The 15,369-nt window shown below is 69.7% G+C and carries 13 protein-coding genes and 1 pseudogene; 6 read left to right on the plus strand and 8 right to left on the minus strand.

Annotated elements, in window-relative coordinates; translation table 11 throughout:
• Positions 1–20: 20 nt before the first annotated feature.
• Genes ACFYPS_RS33040 through ACFYPS_RS33050 form a run of 3 tightly spaced genes read right to left on the minus strand, consistent with a single transcriptional unit; the run spans position 21 to position 2,133 of the window.
• Complete coding sequence (locus ACFYPS_RS33040) at positions 21–911, minus strand: PrgI family protein (protein WP_387329908.1); 891 nt, start codon at positions 909–911, stop codon at positions 21–23.
• Entirely contained in the window at positions 908–1,825 is a 918-nt protein-coding gene (locus ACFYPS_RS33045; protein ID WP_387329911.1) for a hypothetical protein, read from the minus strand. Before ACFYPS_RS33045 ends, ACFYPS_RS33040 begins: the two co-directional genes overlap by 4 nt.
• Positions 1,826–1,836: 11 nt before the next feature.
• The gene (locus ACFYPS_RS33050; RefSeq protein WP_354968254.1) at positions 1,837–2,133 is read right to left on the minus strand and encodes a pilin; all 297 of its coding nucleotides are present in this window, start codon (positions 2,131–2,133) and stop codon (positions 1,837–1,839) included.
• 524 nt (positions 2,134–2,657) lie between these two features.
• Here ACFYPS_RS33050 and ACFYPS_RS33055 point away from each other — a divergent pair.
• Positions 2,658–3,862: pseudogene (locus tag ACFYPS_RS33055) on the plus strand (IS110 family transposase).
• A gap of 309 nt (positions 3,863–4,171) precedes the next feature.
• On the opposite strand, the gene ACFYPS_RS33060 reads toward ACFYPS_RS33055, so the two are convergent.
• The 3 genes from ACFYPS_RS33060 to ACFYPS_RS33070 form a co-directional block, all read right to left on the minus strand.
• Complete coding sequence (locus ACFYPS_RS33060) at positions 4,172–5,278, minus strand: IS110 family transposase (protein WP_387329914.1); 1,107 nt, start codon at positions 5,276–5,278, stop codon at positions 4,172–4,174.
• Between the two features lie 558 nt (positions 5,279–5,836).
• A complete protein-coding gene (locus tag ACFYPS_RS33065) occupies positions 5,837–7,060 on the minus strand; it encodes a hypothetical protein (protein WP_387329917.1) in 1,224 nt (407 codons plus the stop codon).
• Positions 7,061–7,264: 204 nt separating this feature from the next.
• Complete coding sequence (locus ACFYPS_RS33070) at positions 7,265–7,663, minus strand: winged helix-turn-helix transcriptional regulator (RefSeq protein ID WP_387329920.1); 399 nt, start codon at positions 7,661–7,663, stop codon at positions 7,265–7,267.
• Positions 7,664–7,770: 107 nt separating this feature from the next.
• On the opposite strand from ACFYPS_RS33070, the gene ACFYPS_RS33075 reads away from it, so the two are divergent.
• Positions 7,771–8,688, plus strand: coding sequence for an NADP-dependent oxidoreductase (locus tag ACFYPS_RS33075; RefSeq protein WP_387329923.1), 918 nt, complete (start codon positions 7,771–7,773; stop codon positions 8,686–8,688).
• 168 nt (positions 8,689–8,856) lie between these two features.
• Here the strand turns inward: ACFYPS_RS33075 and ACFYPS_RS33080 are convergent, their stop codons facing one another.
• Positions 8,857–10,122: an MFS transporter gene (locus tag ACFYPS_RS33080; RefSeq protein ID WP_387329926.1), complete on the minus strand. Its 1,266-nt coding sequence runs from the start codon at positions 10,120–10,122 to the stop codon at positions 8,857–8,859.
• A 315-nt stretch (positions 10,123–10,437) separates the two neighbouring features.
• On the opposite strand from ACFYPS_RS33080, the gene ACFYPS_RS33085 reads away from it, so the two are divergent.
• Together ACFYPS_RS33085 and ACFYPS_RS33090 are read left to right on the plus strand one after the other, a co-directional pair.
• The gene (locus ACFYPS_RS33085; protein ID WP_387329929.1) at positions 10,438–11,373 is read left to right on the plus strand and encodes an SDR family NAD(P)-dependent oxidoreductase; all 936 of its coding nucleotides are present in this window, start codon (positions 10,438–10,440) and stop codon (positions 11,371–11,373) included.
• Positions 11,363–12,691, plus strand: a complete 1,329-nt coding sequence (locus ACFYPS_RS33090; RefSeq protein ID WP_387329932.1) for an AMP-binding protein — start codon at positions 11,363–11,365, stop codon at positions 12,689–12,691. Before ACFYPS_RS33085 ends, ACFYPS_RS33090 begins: the two co-directional genes overlap by 11 nt.
• A gap of 223 nt (positions 12,692–12,914) precedes the next feature.
• On the opposite strand, the gene ACFYPS_RS33095 is transcribed toward ACFYPS_RS33090, so the two are convergent.
• Positions 12,915–13,355 (minus strand): hypothetical protein, encoded by a 441-nt coding sequence (locus ACFYPS_RS33095; RefSeq protein WP_354968260.1) that lies wholly within the window; start codon positions 13,353–13,355, stop codon positions 12,915–12,917.
• A 548-nt stretch (positions 13,356–13,903) separates the two neighbouring features.
• Between ACFYPS_RS33095 and ACFYPS_RS33100 the strand changes: the two genes are divergently transcribed.
• Positions 13,904–14,320: an SMI1/KNR4 family protein gene (locus ACFYPS_RS33100; protein WP_387329935.1), complete on the plus strand. Its 417-nt coding sequence runs from the start codon at positions 13,904–13,906 to the stop codon at positions 14,318–14,320.
• Positions 14,321–14,440: 120 nt separating this feature from the next.
• On the plus strand, positions 14,441–15,070 hold the full coding sequence (locus ACFYPS_RS33105) for a VOC family protein (RefSeq protein WP_387329938.1): 630 nt from the start codon (positions 14,441–14,443) through the stop codon (positions 15,068–15,070).
• The last annotated feature ends 299 nt before the right edge of the window (positions 15,071–15,369 follow it).

Here is a 15,369-nt window from a genome sequence, read left to right on the forward strand (position 1 = left end):
CTTGCGCTTTTTCAACAGGTTCACGATGTGCTCCGCAGGGTGATCGGGGCGCCGGGTACCGCACGCGGGCCAGGCACCGGTGGGGAGAACGGATCGACCGCGCCGGCCAGCGCGGAGGCGACAGCCGGCCCGTCCAGAGCGGCGGCTTCGACACCGAGCCCGCACAGGGCGCGCACAGCCGTGTCGGCCGCGTACTCGCCGGTGACGACGGCGAGGACCTGGCGGCGCAGCGGATCGCGCTGGCTGTCGAGGTCGAGCAGGAACGAGGCGTAGTCGTCGGCGGCGGCTTGCAACGCCGGGTGCGCCAGGCGTGGCGCGTGGTCGGCAGTTGCCTGCGCGTAGACGCTCAGGTCGTGCCGCTGCGCGGCCACGACGATCTGCGCCGGCCCGGTCAGGCTGTTGAGGAACCGGCCAAACCCCTCCAACAGGGCCCCCTGCTCACCGCCGGTGCGCAGGTGGATGTTTGTCGTGCCGCAGGCGATCAGGACCTTGCCGCTGCCCTCACTGGTTAGGACTCCGGTCGGGCTGACCGCCGTGACCGGAGAGTGCAGCGGCGTCGGAAGGCTCGGCTTGCCGGCCACGTCCGCGACCGAGCTGACCCGAGCCCTACCCGGTGTGAGGGTGCGCGGCCTGCGGCTGAGCGCGAACCCGTGTCGCAGCCACACGTCCAGCGGCAGGCCGTCCCGGCGGCCGAGCGCCACCACGACCGCCACGGCGAACACGACTGCCCCAGCGACGATCCACGCCACCTGCGGCAGCAGATGCCCGAACGTGCGGTAGACACCGAACCCGACCAGGCCGGCACCGCCGACGATGCCCAGCTGCCGGAACGTCAGCCCGAACGCGATGCGGTCGGGCTCGTTGACATTGGCCGGGACAACGGCGCGCGGCACGGTGTCCTCGATCGTCATCGCCCACCTCGCAAGGCCGCACGTCCGAGCCTGCCGAGCGGTAGACGACGGGTGATGCCCTGGATGACCACTGCCCGCAGCAAAACCCCGCCGCTGTTCGGCGACCCCTTGCCCGTCGCGTAGCGACCCATCAGTCCGGGGATCTTGACCGTCATCCACAGAACCACGGCGACCAGCAGCAGATTCAACACGTCCGAGCCCGGCAGACCGATCAGGACCGGAACGCTCGCATCCGGGTCGGTGAGCAGGTGGATGCCGGTGGAGAACGCGATGGCCTGCAGCACGGCCGTGCCGAGGCAGCCCAGCAGGCTGCGCCACCACAGTTCGGCGGTGGGTTGCGTCCAGGGCAGGCAATAGCAGGCCAGCGCGAGCGGGGCGAGCCCGGCCAGGATGACCAGTACCGCAACGCGTACGACCCAACCGGTGACGAGGGTGAACATCAGTCCGACGATCAACAGCCCGATGATCAGTGCGATGAGGGCGTTGGCCGGATCGATGAGGGCGGCGGCCACGTGGGTGCGGGCCAGCGTGACAGCTTGCGTGGTCGGAGCCGTAGTGCCGACCATGGCCACAGTCAACGCGTTGGCGACATCGATGAGCACGGCGCAGAGTGGGACCGCAAAGTTCGACAGGATGAACCCGACGACTAGGCGTGGCACGAGTTCCTTGACGCCGTATCGCATCTCGACCGAACTGCTGGTCATCGTCACGATACCGGCGGTTACCAGCGCGAGGATGTAGCAGGCGTTGACGACCAGCGCGCTCTTCGCGGCGATGGTCTGCACCTGCGGCAACACGGTGACGTCCGGCGACAGGAACATCGACGACGTCAGATAGGCCAGCAGCCCGCCGAGGAGCTCTTGCAGCCGCTCGGCGAGCCATTCCACCAGGCCATTCATCATCCAGTTGACCATGACAGATGTCCTCAGCCGCCGATGATGCCCTGCAGGACCTGCAGGATCACGGGGGAGAGGACCGTCAGCGCGTAGCCGATCAAGGCGGACTTGAGGTTGCCCTTCGCCTGCTCGACCTGGGCCGGGTCACCGCCGGCGGCCATGTAGCGGAGGCCGCCGATGACCAGGAACATTGTCGCGACCAGCGCGATGATGCCCATGATCCACGTGGTGATCGAGGAGATGACCTCGTTGATGGATTTTGGAGCCGCGAGTGGCTGCGGCGCGGCGGCAGCGAGGTCGGACAGGACTGACAGAGTCGTGTGCATTGCGACGCTCCACAGGAGATCGGCGGGCCGCCGCGGTGGGGACCAGGGCGGAGCTTCGACTGGGCCGGTGGGGGCGCTCCTCCCTTGCGCTATGGGATGGGTTGCGGTGTCAGTACGCCGCGCCAGCCGTGCCGGACCAGTGGCCTCGCCGGATGGGAGGTCCCCACCGGGCGGGCATGCCGTGGATGACATGCACTGCCCAGATCTCGGCTGTCAGGCCGATCGAACTCGCCTGGCGCCTGTCACGACCTGACAAGACCGGTCAGCGACTCACGTAGTCCCCCCCGTTACCTTTTTGATCGTCCCCAGCCGGGGACTGCTCGGTCGCCCGGCTCGGTATGACTTACTGCCCCTGTCGTTCGGATGATCCGGGGGGTGTTGTCGCCGGGCCGGGTGGCGCCGATGGACCGCTGATAGGGACACGGCCACCCGCTTTGTTGGGGTAGGTCTCTTCGTAACGTGGCTGCCGGCAGTCGACGCCTGATCGACCGGGTTGACGGGTGACGTCGCGGGGAGGCGATGCGGTGCACGGCGACTACCAGGTGTTTCTCGGTCTCGATGTCGGCAAGGACGGCCACCACGCCGTCGCCTTGACTCGGGACGGCAAACGGCTGCACGACGGGGCGCTGGTCAACACCGAGGCGAAACTGCGGCAGGTGTTCGACAAGCTCGGCCGCCATGGCCGCGTCCTGGTCGTGGTCGACCAGCCCGCGACGATCGGCGCGCTGCCCGTCGCGGTAGCCCGAGCGTGTGGTCATCAAGTGGCCTACCTGCCCGGACTCGCGATGCGACGGATCGCCGACCTGCACCCCGGCAGCGCCAAGACCGACGCCCGCGACGCCTACGTGATCGCCGACGCCGCCCGCACCTTGCCGCACACGCTGCGCCGAGTCGACGTCGGCGACGAGACCCTGGCCGAACTCGAGGTCCTGGTCGGCTTCGACGACGACCTGGCCGGCGAGTCCACCCGGATCGCCAACCGCATCCGCGGGCTGCTCACGCAGATCCACCCTGCTCTGGAACGGGTGCTGGGGCCGAAGGTGCAGCACAAAGCCGTCCTGGAGCTGCTGTCGCGCTGCGGCGGACCGGCCGGGCTGCGCAAGGCCGGCCGCCGCAAACTCACCGCCATCGCCAGCAAGAACGCGCCCCGCATGGGCGAACGCCTCATCGAGCAGGTCATGACCGCGTTGGACGAGCAGACCGTAGTCGTCGCGGGCACGACCGCTGCGGAAACGGTCCTGCCCCGGTTGGCTGACAGCCTGCGCGACGTGCTCAAACAGCGCGACCAGGTCGCCGCCGAGGTGGACAGGATGCTTGATGCGCACCCTCTTACCGAGGTCCTGACCTCGATGCCCGGCATCGGCGTCAGGACCGCAGCCCGGATCCTGCTCGAAGTCGGCGACGGCACCGCGTTCGCCAGCCCAGGCCATCTGGCCGCCTACGCCGGCCTGGCACCTGTCACCCGCCGCTCCGGCAGCAGCATCCGCGGTGAACACCCACCCCGGGGCGGCAACAAGCAGCTGAAACGCGCCTCTTCCTCGCCGCGTTCGCGGCCCTGGCCGACCCGGTCAGCCGCGCCTACTACGACCGGAAACGCGCCGAGGGCAAACGCCACAACGCTGCCCTGATCTGCCTCGCCCGACGCCGCGTCGACGTCCTGTTCGCCATGCTCCGCGACAAGGTCCCCTACCAACAACGCCCGCTGCCCACCGCAACCGTCGCCGCTTGACAAAACCATAGGGACACCCCCCCCGGGACCGCGAACCAGGAAGGTTGGCGCGGACCGGAACGCCAAGAGGCCGTCCCGGGCGTTCGCACGAGACGGCCTTGTGCCGAGACCAGTAAGGGATCGGCGTGCGGCCCAACAACAGAGCCAGGAGAGTGCTCGGAGTGAAACTGGACAGCAGGTAGGCCTTCCTTCAGAGAGCAGCTATCCGACGTCCGCGGGATCTGACGGTCAGCGCGGTCGGTGACCCTGCGTGTCAGATGCCCTGTGCGCGGCTAACCGCTCAACTTCCGGATCTGGCTCCCCTCTGTGTCAAGACACCGCCGCGAGCGGGGTTCTAAGCTGGGTCTCGGCGGGTCCGGGAAGTGACTTCTCCGAAGAACCGGCATGGGGATGCGAGCTGGTCACGCTGGAGTCTGTAGTCGTTTCCCGGTGTCCTCCCGGGCCCGCTGCCGCGGTTGCGGCGTCGTTGAGCATGCGTCGGTAGACGATGTCGGACAGGCGTCGTTTCAGCGCGCGCATGGCTTCCATCGATGTCTTGCCGGATGCCTTTTTCCGGTCGAAGTAGGCGCGTCCTTCGGTGGGATTGCGCAGCTGGACGGTGGCCATGATGTGCAGCACCCGGTTGATCTGTCGGTTGCCGGCGCGGGAAAGTCGGTGTCGGACCTGGTCGCCGGAGGAGGCGTCGATGGGGGCGGTGCCGTTCCAGGAAGCGAAGTGGGCCCGGTTGGGGAAGCGAGCGATGTCGCCGACCTCGACCAGCAGCCGGGCGGCGCCGGAGGGCCCGATGCCATGCAGGTCCATCAGCGTGGTTCCGGTGGAGGCGACCAGCTCCTTTAGTTCTTTGTCGGCGTCCTTGGAACGTTGGTAGATCCGTTCGAGGTCACTGATCAGCTCGGCGGCGACCCGGCGTCGGGCCTTGCCGACCGCGTCACGGGGTCTCACCGTGGCCAGCAGTGCCTTGGCCTGGGCGGCGGACAGACTCTTCTTCGCTCCACCAGGGATCAGCTCCAGCAGCAGTTGGTGCAGTTGAGAGACCATTCGGGTGTGGTCCTCGCCGAGGGAGCGGCGCCGGTCGACCAGGATCCGCGGCAGGGCAAGCTGTTCGTCGTTGACCGGCGGGTGTAGCCCGGCCATCCGGGTGCCGACCAGCGCGATGGAGTGGGCGTCGGTGGCATCGGTCTTGCGGCCCTGGCCGGTGGCGAACACCCGCGCCCGGGCCGACAACTTCGGTGGGACATCCACGACCTGTTCGCCATCGGCCAGCAGCCGGTTGGCGATGTGCCGGCCGATGCCCTGGCAGCCCTCGATCGCCCAGACCCGGTGCGGCCACTGCTTGGCGTAATTCTTCATCGCCGCGTAGTCGTCCCGGCCGGTGTCGAAGCGGCCCGCGCCGATGACGGTCTCGTCGCCGGCCATGACCTCGATCGTGGCTGAACGCTTGTGCGGGTCCATGCCGATGACCACGCGATCCGACGTGACACTCAACAGGTCCTCCCATGCTCGATCCACCTGGTTCATCGAGCCGGGAGGGCAACGCTACTTCGAGCAGAGCAAACCCCTCTTGAGCCTCTCCCCGCCCTTGGGGCGACGCCCGGGCCTGCGCAGGCCAAATGAGAGCCACACAACCAGCGTGGGCAGCCGAAATGAGAGCGACAGCCCGGGCGCCTCGACCGAAGCCTGGCCGGGCCGGGGTCATAGGTCAATGAAACAAGTAGCCGAGATGAGTGCATTTGGACGAGGCCCGATGAGATGGCTCCACATCGTGGAGATCCACGTGCCGCTCGGCGTCGAGCCAGAGAATTTCTCAGTCCCGTCGCGTGGGTGTAGAGCGCCTCGGCGAGCTCTCCACCCCCAGCATCGCCCGCAGCCGCACGAGCACGGAAAGCGCGATCTTCCCGAGTGGGTGGCTGTCAGCCGCGACACGCCGTATGACGTTAGCCCGCAAAACCGGCCAGAACCGTCGCATCGGACCGGTCAGGGTCGCGATTCGGTCGACAGGCCTGGCACGTACTCGAGCACGACCGCCCTCAGGTAGCGCGGGGTGGTGGGGAGATCGACCGCTCCCACCGCGAACATCAGCGGGCTGCCCGGGGTCCCGGCGATCCCGTGCAGGCTCATGCCGACCGCGTCCAGCGGCTGCGGCGCGGGCATGCCGACCCACGCGCCCGTGCTGTACGCGGCGAGCGCCGCGCTCGGCGCTCGGGAGTTCTCGATCAACCACGGCAGTCCGGCCGGGTCGGTCGCCACGTCGGGCAACGCGCCACCCGGCGCGTCCCGGAGCATCTCGAAGGATCCACCGCTGCCGCGCACGGCCAACCCACCGTCGCCGACCGCCCACAGCTCGCCGGACGAGCGACCCGCGAGCGCTTCGAACGAGGACTCCTGTTCGTTGATGCCCACCTGGACCGTACGCCAGCCTGAGCCGCTCCAGTGGAAGAGCAGCGGGCCCTTGAACCCCTTCCACGCGCCGTTGCCGGCGGCCCAGACGTCATCCGAGCCAAAGGCCTTGATCGCGGTGAAGGTGCAGAAGTTCGGCATGCCACCGAAGGACGTGCCGCCGGTGCGGCATTCGGCGGGCGACTGGTGCGACTGCCAGGACCGGCCGTCCCACTGCTCGATGATCACCTCGCTCTGATGATTGCCCACCACCCAGGCGTGTCCACCCACGACGGTGAGTCCGGTGATCAGCGCGTAGCTCTTGCTGTTGCCCCGCGCGAACGGCACCTCGCGCCAGGCGGTCCCGTCGTAGTGCAGGACGTGCGTCACCTGGTCCTCCGGGACGGCGGCGGCCGTGCTGCCGACCGCCCAGACGTTCGAGGGCGAGTCGGCCGCGACGAGGTCGAACCGACCGCGCCACGCGATCGCCGGCAGCGCCGCGCGTGCCCAACGCGTCCCGTCCCACTGGAGGACCAACGGGGTGCCGGTGTCGTTCGGCTGTTCGGGCGAGTAGGCCTCGCTGCCGACGGCCCACGCGTGCGTGGCGTCCACCGACACGACGTCCCACAGCACGCTGGTCGGCCCGGCCAGCTCCGGCAGCGTGGCCAGGCGCCAGGCCGGTGCCGGCGCGTTGGTAACGACGGCTTCGGGCGACCCGCTGGCGGCGGTCGCGGAGGGTCCCGAGGGTGATGCCGAGGTGCTCGTGCCGGCGCACCCCGACGCCAGCAGGACCGCGGCCAACGTCAGGGCAATCTTGCGCATGGCACCGATGCTCGCAGGGCGGCGCCACCGCGGGGTTCCCGTTGATCAACGCGCTATACGGGCGTGGATCACGGCGAAGCCGTACAGGTGCCAACCCGGGACGCGGAAGGGCCCAGACCACCGTCAGGGCGTCGTGCCCGAAGACGTGCCGCATCTGGGCCAGCAGGGACGGGAACCGGGTCGGAGGTCAGCGCCCGCTGGACTTCATGATCGCGCGTCGAACTGGGCGCGCGCCTGAAAGACGCGATCCATGTGTGTCTCTGCCCAGGTCTTGATCGCGACCATCACCGGGAACAGGTCGTGGCCGAGCGGTGTGAGCGCGTAGTCGACGCGGGCCGGCACCGACGCGGTCACGGTGCGGGTGAGCAGACCATCGCGTTCCAGTGTGCGCAGGGTCTGGGTGAGCATCTTCTGGCTGACGCCGGCGATGCGGCGGGCGAGCTCGCTGTGCCGCTGCGGGCCACTGGCGAGCGCCGCGACCACCAGCGCCGCCCATTTGTCGGTGAGCGTGCTCAACAGTTCCCGAGTCGGGCAGCCCGCCAGGAACGCGTCATAGTCGCGTTTGGCCTGCTCTCGTCGTTGCCCGGCGGTCGTCGTCGCCATGTGCCACCCCTTCCGGTGCCCTAGGCACTTCCAGGTACCTACTTCCTCACGGTGCCCAAGGATACCTACCGTAATGACGACCATGACGTTCAGCGGAGGGTACGGCGATGCGCGCAGTCAGCTATGCACAGTTCGGAGGGCCGGAGGTTCTGCACGTGGTGGCGGACATGCCGGTGCCGGAGCCGGGGCCGGGGCAGGTGCGAGTACGGGTCGCCGCGTCCGCCGTGCACCCGGTTGACCTCATGATTCGCGCCGGTCGATTCCCGGCACCACTGCCGGCCGGGCTGCCGTACGTACCCGGTTGGGACGTGGCAGGCACGGTCGACGCGGTGGGTCGTTCCGTCGGAGATTTCACTGTGGATAACGATGTCATCGGCGTCTCACCCTGGCTGCGCACCACCCTCGGTGCCCACGCGGAGTATGTGGTCCTCGATGCCGCATGGCTGACCGCCGCGCCCGTCGGGGTTCCTGCCAGCGAGGCCGCGACCCTGCCGACCAACGGCCTCGCCGCCGCCCAGGCCCTCGACCTGCTCGCGCTCCCGACGGGCTCGTCCGTGCTCGTCACCGGCGCCGCGGGACAGGTCGGCGGGTTCACCCTGGCGCTGGCCCGAGTCGCCGGCCTGCACGCCACAGGAATAGCGGGGGCTGAGGACCGCGAGTTCGTCGAGTCGCAGGGTGCGGCGTTCGTGCCGCGCTCGGACGATCCGATCGCGGCAGCGGCGGACAGGTTCGACGCGGTTGTCGACCTGGCGCTGATCGGCTCGTCACTGATGGAACTCGTCAGGGACGGCGGCGGTTACGTGGCCGCCTCACCCCCGCTGCGCCCGGAGCCGGTGAGGGGAATCCGGACGTTCGCACTGGACGTGCTGCCGGACAGCGCCCGGCTAGGCGAACTGGTGAAATTGGTAGAAGGCGGTGACATCCCGCTACGGGTCGCCGGTGTTTACTCTTTCGCCGACGCGGCAGCGGCCCACAACCGGCTGGCCCAAGGCGGCGTGCGAGGCGGCGTAGTGATCGTTCCCTAATCTGCCGCACTGGATCACCGCCCCAACACGCACTCTCCTGCCGCCGACCGCGCGCTACCGAGTGTCACGGCCAGTGGATCGTGCCGGCATCCGGTCGTGCCGAGAAGCGGACGCGTGGACTGCGCACGAGGGCGTCATGGCGGGTTCGACTCCGGAGCACTACGAGCACTACGTGCGAATGTCGCGCGGTTGAGGGGAGGTTTCACCGCGGTCCGTTACAGCGCCGTCCATCACGGCGAAGCGGAGCACGAGTGGACCACGACGTCCCAGCGCCCACACGGTGAGCGCGAAGCAGCAGAGCGCCGTTCCCGTGATCGTGACCGCTGTCCAGCCGCCCGCGGACCAGAGCGTGGTCGCGGCGGCGGAGCCGATAGCAGCGCCGATGAAGTTGCCGGCGGCTAGCGCCGTGTTGAGCCGGCTGCGGGCCTCGGGGGAGAGGGCGAACAGCCGCGCCCGGTTGAGGAGGGCCTGCGCCTGGAGCGCAACATCGATCATGATGATCGCGATGATGATAAGTACGACGGACCGGCCGGCGAACGCCGCGACGACGAAGGCGCCGATGGCCAGTACCCAGGCCGCGCCGGTGGCCGGAAGCGACCAACCGCGGTCGTGCAGACGACCGCCGTGCAGGCCGGAAAGGACACCGGCGAGGCCAGCCAACCCGAACAACCCGATCACCGCTATCGGGTACCGGAACGGTGGGCCGCTGAGCAGGAACGTCAGCGCCGTCCAGAACAGCGAGAACGCGGCGAACCCGGTGGCGGCCAGGACCAGCGTCCACCGGGCCGCCCGCTCGCGCATGACCACCGCGCCGACCGAGGCGATGAGCTGCGGGTACGGCATGCGCGTCCGCGGTGCCAGCGGTGGAATCGCGCGATAGAGCAGGACCGCGAGCAGGACGGCGACGACCGCGGCGAGGGCGAAGATCGCACGCCACCCGGCGGCGCCGGCGACGAACCCGCTGATCGTGCGGGAGGCCAAGATACCGGTGAGGGTCCCGGACCCGACGACGCCGACGATCCGACCGCGGTGGGCGTCGCCGGCCAGGTCCCCGGCGAGCGGCGTGAGGACCTGCCCGGAGATCGTCGTCACGCCGAGCACGCCCAGTGCGAGGAGGAGTACGCCGATCGACGGCGCCAGCGCGCACAGCAGCAGTGCGGCGGCCGAGGTCAGCAGCATCACCGGGACGAACCGGCGGCGGTCCAGGACGTCGCCGAGAGGCACGAGCAGCAGCACGCCGACGGCGTACCCGACCTGCGTCGCGGTGACGAGCCAGCCGGCCGTCGCGGTCGCGGCGCGTAGATCGCCTGCGATGAAGCTGAGCAGCGGCTGCGCCCAGTACAGGTTGCCGATGGCCGCTCCCGCCGCCAACGCGAACAGGAACGTCAGCCGGCGGCTCATCTCCGACGGCGGTGCCATGCGGGGTGCTGCCACCCTGCCACGCTAAGGCGCGGGATCAAGGCGTGGGGCCCAGCGAGGGCCTGAGCGTGGCAGGGCCGCATCCGCCGGGATGTCCAGTGTTCACCTTCCCGGAAAACGGTACTGATCCTCACGCCCAGGCCAAAGCCATCGCGCACCGGCTCGGCCACGAAGACAAGATCGGGTCAGCGGCGTCGTTGATGAGGTCGGTGGACCGATAGCGGTTTCAGATCTCATTGATCTTGACAGGTTCCGAGCTGAAGCCACAATCATGCGATGGGCGGGCTCATGCATTGGGTGCGGATTGCTGCGGGTGTCACCGGACGTGGCGTGAGTCCTGACCGGCTGCGCGCGGCGGTCGCCGGTCGTACTGTCCTCGTGACCGGCGCGTCTGAGGGGATCGGCGCGGTGACTGCCCGCCGGCTGGCCGCGGCGGGCGCCGTTGTACTTCTTGTGGCACGCACGGCCTCGCGGCTGGAGCAGGTTCGGGACGAGATCGTCGCGGGCGGCGGCGTGGCGTACGTTCACCCCGCTGACCTCTCAGTACCCGCGGAGGCCGCCGCGCTGGCGGAGGAGTTGCTGACGCGGTACCGCCGGATCGATGTGGTGGTCAACAATGCCGGGCGGTCGATCCGCCGTGCGGTGGCCGACACCGCCGACCGGTTCCACGACCTCGAACGCACGATCAACCTGAATTACCTGGGGCCGGCGCAACTGCTGCTGGTGCTGCTGTCCGGCATGCGGACCACCGGCGGTGGGCACGTCGTGAACGTCTCGACGGCCGGACTCGCCATCAACGCCCCGCACTGGTCGGCGTACCACGCCTCGAAGGCGGCGTTCGACACGTGGCTGCGCACTGCCGCCGCGGAGCTGCGGCATGACGACGTCACCGTCAGCACCGTGTACTGCAACCTGGTGCGTACCCGGATGCTTGCACCTACCGCGCACTACCGGCGTGCGCCGGCGATGTCGGCCGACGAGGCGGCGGGCATCGTGTGCCGCGCCGTCGCGCGCCCGCGGATCTGGTGGCCATGGTGGGCTCGGCTCGGCGGCGGCGGCGGCCACGCTGCCCCGCGCGGTGGAGCGGGCGCTCGCCGCGGGGCTACAGGTGGTGGCGGCGACCGAACCGGTACGGGTCATGGTCGGCGCGGGCCTTCTGCGGCCGGGCCGGCTGGTGCGGTTGGCGCGGGCTGGCCGCCGCCACGGGCGTACCCTCGCCACGGCGGTCGCCGCCGGGTCGCCGACGGCGGTCGCCGTGATCGATGAGGACGGACCGGCCACGTACGCGGAACTCGACGCGGCCGCCGGCAGGTGCGCGGCGGCGGCCCAGGCGACCCTCGGCGTACAGCCCGGTGACCGGGTGGGCCTCGCCTGCCGCGACCACCGCGGCTTCGTCGCGGCAGCGGCCGGCCTAGCCCGCGCCGGCGCTGACGTGCTGCTGCTGCCCCCGGACCTGCCCGCCGACCGGCTAACCGACCTGGTGACCCGGGAACGCCTGGTCGCATTGGTACACGAGTCGGGCGCGCCGGCGTGCCCGGTGCCCGCCGTGCCGATATCCGTGCTGTTGGCTGGCGACCCGGCGACGTATCCGCCCCGAGGGCGCGGCAAGGGCCGGATGTCGGTGCTCACGTCCGGCACCACCGGCACCCCTCGCAGCGTGTCCCGACCCCTGCCGGTGCGCATGCTCCTCGGCCCGGCCATCACCCACCTGCGGCTCACCCCGGTCCGCCCTGGGGAACCGATCGCCGTCGCCGCACCGATCCACCACGGCTACGGGCTGACGTACCTCTCGGCCGGCCTGACCCTCGGCAGCCCGGTGGTGCTGGTCAGCGGCCGCGACCCGCAGGACATCCTCGACGCGGTTGAGGAGCACCGCGCCCGGTTGCTCGTCGCACTGCCCATCCAACTGCGGCGCATGTGCGACCTACCCGTGACCGATCGCCCCCCGCTCCGCCACCTGCGGGCGGTGATCAGCGGCGCCGCCCCTCTACCGGCCGAACTCGGCGAGCGGCTGCGCGGACTCTTCGGCGACCGCGTCTTCAACATGTACGCGACGACCGAGGCAGGCTGGGCCGCGATGGCCACGCCTACCGACCTGCGAGCCGCGCCCGGCACCGTCGGCCGGTCACCGCGAGGCGTACGACTGCGGGTCGTCGACGGCGCTGGCGCGCCCCTCCCACCCGGCCACGTCGGTGAGGTACAGGTCAGCGGATGGCAGCCGGGCAGAGTCTGGCTCGCCACTGGTGACCTCGGCCACCTCGACCTGGTGGGCCGGCTCCTGCTGGACGGCCGGATCGACGACATGATCGTCTCCGGTGGACAGAACGTGTACCCCGCCCCCGTCGCCGCCGTGATCACCAGCCACCCCGACGTAGCAGACGCCGTGCTGCGGCCGGTACCCGACGAGGGGTTCGGCCAGCGCCTGCTGGCCACGGTCGAGGTGCATACAGATCGCACGTTGACCGAGGCCAGCCTCCGCGAGTGGCTACGGCACCGGCTCACCCGCGCCGAACTGCCCCGTGACATCGTCATCGTCACGACGTTGCCCCGCTCGGCCACTGGCAAGCCGACCCGGGACCGGTAACCAAGTACCCGCCCGGGTCCGACACCGTGACCATCAACGGCCGGGACGACGACGGCCGCGACCTGCGGCTGGGCCATCCCGAGTGACGCCAGCCGGGCCAGGTCACGCCCCGTGAAGTCCCTGATCGATGACCGTCGGGACCGTCAGTGGTGCAGCAGCGCTGGTAGTGGCTCGAGCCCGGGCTGCCCTGGGTCGGCGGGGGCCCGCCGACCAAGGCCACCGGTCAGCGGCGGCCGGTGGCCAGGGCAACGAGGAACTGTCCGCCGCCTGCGTCGACGCTCGCGGTCACCGGCAGTCCGGGCACCAGCCGGGAGAACCGGTCGACCAGCCAGTCCGCCGCCTCCTGGGCGTCCTTCTTGCTCGGACAGCGGGCGACCAGCTCGCGGCCGCCCTTGCGTTCGAGTCGCTCGGCGACGGTGATCAATGGCGCAGGCTCCACCACGTGCAGACGGTCCGGCCAGGCGATGATCACCTTGACAGCGCCCTTGCGGGTGTTGCACGCACGGTGCGCAAGTCGTTCGGCGACCTTGGCCTTCTTGTCGGCGGTGCGGCTGTCGACGCTGGGACCACGCGGGTCGTTCACCGACATGTCGGCGTCGACCGGCTCGTCGCACACCCAGCATCGCCAACTGTCACGCCTCGCGACGTCATCGAGGAGACTCATCCGAGCAAACTAGCCTGTCAGCCCCCCGGCCAACGACAGCCCCGGCCGCGGCGAGCGCCGCCAGTCCGTAAAGGGGTGCAAGGAATTCGCTCTCCTGCGCCGTCCGCCTTGAATCGCGGTGCGATATCGCACCGCCGATGGCAGCTGTTGACGGTGAGCTGCACCAAGTCTGGATCTCTGGCCTGGTCGCCACCGACGTACTGCCGCTGTTGGTGAACGCATGTTCCGCAGCGTGCGTGGCGGCACTGCCGCAGCCGCACCCCGGCTACCATCCGACGCCGCACACCGGCAGCCCACACATCCTTCAGCCAGCTGCGAGGGGTTGAGGCGACAAGTACACCTGCGCGCACGACTGACGATGAGTGGATGCCCGGCGGTTTGTCCGTCATGCGACCGCAGGCGAGGTCTTCCCGGCAGGGCAGCCGTGTCCGTCTGCGTAGGATCGCCTGCTGACAGAAGAGGACCGAACACTGCCGGCCGTCGTCGAAGAAGCACACGCATCGGGGTTCTTCGAGGACCACGATGGCCACGACTTCCAGCCGGACGCCATGTTCATGGGGTCCGCCGGGACCACCGAGTGGTGGCGTCACTGGACCGGCGACTCAGCCGCCGACGCCCCACCGTTTCGGGTCTTCGGGCGCGACGGGTCCGGCGGGTTGGCTGCCTTCTGGATCCGTGCGCCGGGAGCCGCAATCGAAACACAACCCATCGTGTTCCTCGGTTCGGAGGGCGAACTGCACGTCATCGCCCGAGACCTGGGTGACTACCTCTGGCTGCTGGCGAGCGGCGTTGGACCCTTGGAGACCGTCGACGGCCTTCACCGCGTACCCGAGCCCGTCCCGGAGCTCGTCGCCCTTGCTCAGCGATACACCGACACTGCGCCACGGACCGTTGCGGCACTGATCGCCGCCGCCGATACCGAGCTACCCGCGTTGACAGCGCTCGTCAATTCCGCAACCAAGTAGGCACGGGGGATCCGTACGACTGGCGCACCCTCACCGATCTGCCTCCGCCCGACGTCCGAATCTGCCGCTTAGAGGCGTTGCCGGTGCCGCGACGGTGACACACCGTCTATGTTCGCTGGCATGACTGGCCAGATCACGGCAGGGCAGTTCCACGAGGCCGACGGCGTCGAGGACTGGCGCTCCCTATACCATGTGGTCTCGGCCTACTTCAAGACCGGCTCGCTTGCCAAAGGCATCGCGCTCGTCGATGAAATCGGCCGGCTCGCCGACGAAACTGAACAGCGCTACCTCAACATCGACCTGCGCGACGCCGGCGTCACCGTATCCCTCGGGCAGCGCGACATAGCTCTGGCCCGACGTATCTCGGCCGCCGCCAGGGATCTGGACATCTCGGCTGACCCGGCTGCCGTGCAGCTCATCAACGTCACCCTCGACGCACTCGTCGGAACGGAAGTGCTGCCGTTCTGGCGCGCGGTGCTGGGCTACCGCCAGATCGGCGAGGATTACCTGTTTGACCCGTCGCGCCGTGGCCCGGGCTTTGGGTTGCAGCGAATGGATACCACGCGTCTACAACGCAACCGCATGCATCTCGATGTCGCCGTCCCGCACGATCAGGCGCACGCCCGCATAGCCGCCGCCCTGGCCGCGGGCGGCCGACTGGTCTCCGATGCACACGCGCCCATGTGGTGGGTCCTGGCCGACGCCGAGGGCAACGAGGCGTGCGTCGCCACCTGGCTTGGACGCGGATAACAGGCCGCCCCGCACACTCTCATGCCGCTGACAATGCGCGGCGTTCGTGAGCGCGCCCCCCAAATCGACCGATGCGGCGTCGGGAGCCAGCGCTGGTGCCAGCCGAGGCCCTGGGGTCGGCAGCTCACGATCCATCGGCGGTCGGGGGCCGTGGTGCGAGCCCGGAGGGGCGACCGGGGCGTGCCCGGCGGGTTAACCCGGGAGTACGCGTGTAGTCGCCGGCGGCGCGAGCTGCGGGCGTAGCCGTGGGTGCGTCGGTGGCGGCAGGTGGTCGAGATTCACGGGGAGTTCGGGCGGCG

It is taken from the genome of Micromonospora sp. NPDC005087 (assembly GCF_042872965.1).
Taxonomy (GTDB): domain Bacteria; phylum Actinomycetota; class Actinomycetes; order Mycobacteriales; family Micromonosporaceae; genus Micromonospora.

Bases quoted from the DNA above. Each gene is read 5' to 3' on its own strand.
- ACFYPS_RS33040 (WP_387329908.1), bottom strand. From the start codon at position 911: ATGACGATCGAGGACACCGTGCCGCGCGCCGTTGTCCCGGCCAATGTC.
- ACFYPS_RS33045 (WP_387329911.1), bottom strand. From the start codon at position 1,825: ATGGTCAACTGGATGATGAATGGCCTGGTGGAATGGCTCGCCGAGCGG.
- ACFYPS_RS33050 (WP_354968254.1), bottom strand. From the start codon at position 2,133: ATGCACACGACTCTGTCAGTCCTGTCCGACCTCGCTGCCGCCGCGCCG.
- ACFYPS_RS33060 (WP_387329914.1), bottom strand. From the start codon at position 5,278: ATGGCCGGCGACGAGACCGTCATCGGCGCGGGCCGCTTCGACACCGGC.
- ACFYPS_RS33065 (WP_387329917.1), bottom strand. From the start codon at position 7,060: ATGCGCAAGATTGCCCTGACGTTGGCCGCGGTCCTGCTGGCGTCGGGG.
- ACFYPS_RS33070 (WP_387329920.1), bottom strand. From the start codon at position 7,663: ATGGCGACGACGACCGCCGGGCAACGACGAGAGCAGGCCAAACGCGAC.
- ACFYPS_RS33075 (WP_387329923.1), top strand. From the start codon at position 7,771: ATGCGCGCAGTCAGCTATGCACAGTTCGGAGGGCCGGAGGTTCTGCAC.
- ACFYPS_RS33095 (WP_354968260.1), bottom strand. From the start codon at position 13,355: ATGAGTCTCCTCGATGACGTCGCGAGGCGTGACAGTTGGCGATGCTGG.
- ACFYPS_RS33100 (WP_387329935.1), top strand. From the start codon at position 13,904: ATGTTCATGGGGTCCGCCGGGACCACCGAGTGGTGGCGTCACTGGACC.
- ACFYPS_RS33105 (WP_387329938.1), top strand. From the start codon at position 14,441: ATGACTGGCCAGATCACGGCAGGGCAGTTCCACGAGGCCGACGGCGTC.